Origin of the sequence: Alkalibaculum bacchi (assembly GCF_937875145.1) — a bacterium.
GTDB classification, from domain to species: Bacteria; Bacillota; Clostridia; order Eubacteriales; family Alkalibacteraceae; genus Alkalibaculum; species Alkalibaculum bacchi_A.
In genome coordinates, this window is sequence record NZ_CALNCS010000165.1 from 1 (window position 1) to 2,728 (window position 2,728).

Annotated in this window: 2 protein-coding genes; one reads left to right on the forward strand and one right to left on the reverse strand. The window is 34.5% G+C overall.

Annotation, left to right across the window (positions count from 1 at the left end):
- Nucleotides 1-1,775, forward strand: a 1,775-nt coding sequence (locus Q7P22_RS10005; protein WP_303863743.1) for an N-acetylmuramoyl-L-alanine amidase, incomplete at its 5' end; no start/stop codon positions are given.
- Between the two features lie 37 nt (nt 1,776-1,812).
- Here Q7P22_RS10005 and Q7P22_RS10010 read toward each other — a convergent pair.
- Nucleotides 1,813-2,728 (reverse strand): LCP family protein (locus Q7P22_RS10010; RefSeq protein ID WP_303863745.1); only part of this gene is annotated, 916 nt, incomplete at its 5' end.

The following is a 2,728-nucleotide window of genomic DNA, read 5'->3' on the forward strand; positions in this document are numbered from 1 at the left end:
TGGTAAGTATTACGATTACAAAACCAATGCCTATGAGTTACATAGATACACCAACAATCAATGAAGTAATACAGAACAAACCAATTCGAGTAAGTGGCTGGGCATTAAATGCGTCAGGGGTTAAAGAAGTACAAGTACTAGTAGATGGAACAGTCGTGGGAAATGCAAAGATAGGTTTGGAAAGAGGAGACGTAGATAAAGCCTATCCAGGATATACAAATGGGGCAAATAGTGGCTTTGAGTATATACTAGACCTTACTGCTATTAAACCAGGAAGCCATAATATTACAGCTAGGGCAGTCGGTGTAGATGGAACGAGTGGAAGTTCTGTGGTAAGTATTACGATTACAAAACCAATGCCTATGAGTTACATAGATACACCAACGATCAATGAAATCGTAGAGAACAAATTAATTCAAGTAAGTGGCTGGGCATTAAATGCGTCAGGTATTAAAGAAGTGCAGGTACTAGTAGATGGGACAGTAGTAGGAAATGCAAAGATAGGTTTAGAAAGAGAAGACGTAGACAAGGCCTATCCAGGATATATAAACGGAGCAAATAGTGGTTTTGAATATACGCTAGATGTTACCGCTATTAAGCCAGGAAATCATGATATTACAATTAAGGCAATTGGTGTAGACGGAACGAGTGGAAGCAGTGCCACAAGCATTACGATTACAAAAGCAATTCCATTAGCATATATTGATACGCCAACTCATGAGGAGAATATTGATTCTAATTTATCAGGGCAAGTAAGAGTGAGTGGTTGGGCATTGAACGCATCAGGGATAAAAGAAATAAAAGTTTTACTAAATGGACAATATTTAGGAAATGCCAATATAGGGATGGCAAGACCAGATGTAAGTAAAGTATATCCTAGCTATATTAACGGGGTAAATAGTGGGTTTGAATATATCCTAAATTCCTCAAAATTAATCGAAGGGAAAAATCTTATTACAATTCAAGCTATAGGTGTAGATAGTACATTTTTAGAAAGAACCGTAATAGTAAACACTCCTTATCCTCAAATTACAATTATGCTTGACCCAGGTCACGAAGGCAAATACCCCTTAGATCCAGGAGCTGTTGGAAATGGTCTATATGAATATCAACTTAATAATAGTCTTACAAAAATGATTGCTAGTAAGCTAGAATCTCAAGGTTATAATGTAATCTATACTCGTAATCCTAGTATTGAAGGACCAGCTCCATTAAAAGAAAGAGATGAAAAAGTTAATTCTCTTATGCCAGACTTATTGATCAGTATTCATCATGATTCAAGTGTAAACCGGTCAGCAAGTGGTTACAGTATATTCTGGAGTAGCTATAGGTATCGAATGGATAAAAGTGGGATAGTCGTAACGGAGAATGGTGTAGATTATCCATTTGTTGATCAAGTTAAGCGAATGGTAAATGGTTCAGAAGAGACATATATTGTTTATAATAAAAATGGAAAGAATGTCCAGAAAAACATTAACGATTCAGATGGTGCTATCAAAGTTAGAGATAGAACATTATGTAATGTGGCTAAAGAGTCTCAAAGGTTCGCCAATACTTTACATAGTAAGTTACAAACATTAGACTATATAAATCCAAGACCTAATCCAGTAAACAATAATAATATATACATCATAAGAGAAACGAATGTGCCAACTGTATTATTTGAAGGCGGTTTTATATCAAATCCTACAGAAGCTCAAAAAATTAATAATACTGCAAATCAAAATAAATTTGCAAATAAAGTCGTTGAAGCAATTAACGCATATTTTAAATAAAAACAAAGAAAATCCCTTAAACATAAGGGATTTTTTTTTATTCGATTTCATTGCTGATTCCAGATACTGTAGAAGTAGGTATGTAACCAGATTCTTCATAAATAAACTCATGTAAATAAGTAACATTGTCAGAAAGGGTGTTAGGTTTTAAATAAAATACTCCATTCCAAGTTCCTTCCTGTGCGTATTCATCTAATGGTAGTCGAGCGTTCTCCATTGTGCGAATTCCTGATGAAAAGAGTGATGTTGCATATCCAACCATCTGTGTATTGCTGAGGCTTGTTTCGATATAAGGAGTAAGATTTTTTATTAGTGCAAGTGCTTGAGGTAAAGAACCTTCATTCAGTACTTTATTTACGATATTTTCTAATACTGTCCTTTGCCTTTCTGTTCTTTCATAATCACCATTACCTGCATAGCGTATTCTGCTATAAGCAACTGCTTGTCGTCCAGAGAGTGTTTGTAATCCTGAAGATGAGATTTTTTCAGTACTACCATCAGTTAGAATATCTAATTCATTTAATATGATATTAAGCTGTTCAATTTCATTTTGCTTCACATCAATCTCTACCCCACCAACAGCATCTACAATCTTCTCCAAGGCCTCAAAATTTACCGTAACATAATCTGTAATGTTCATGTCAAAGTTTTGATTAATCGTTTTAATTGATAACTCTGGCCCTCCATAGGCATAGGAGTGATTTATTTTATCATATTTTTTACCTGGGATACTGACATATGTATCTCGCATAATAGAGGTTAGTTTTAGTTTTTTATGTTCTTTATCTAATGTTCCAACCATAATGGTATCGGCTCTGCCACTATCCCCTTCCTCTCGAGTATCGATGCCAAATAATGCGATATTAATGATATTCTTGTTTTTATCTAGTTCTTCTGAAATATTTAAATCATCTGATATCTCTACTTTGTCAATATCTCCTAGCAATACATTT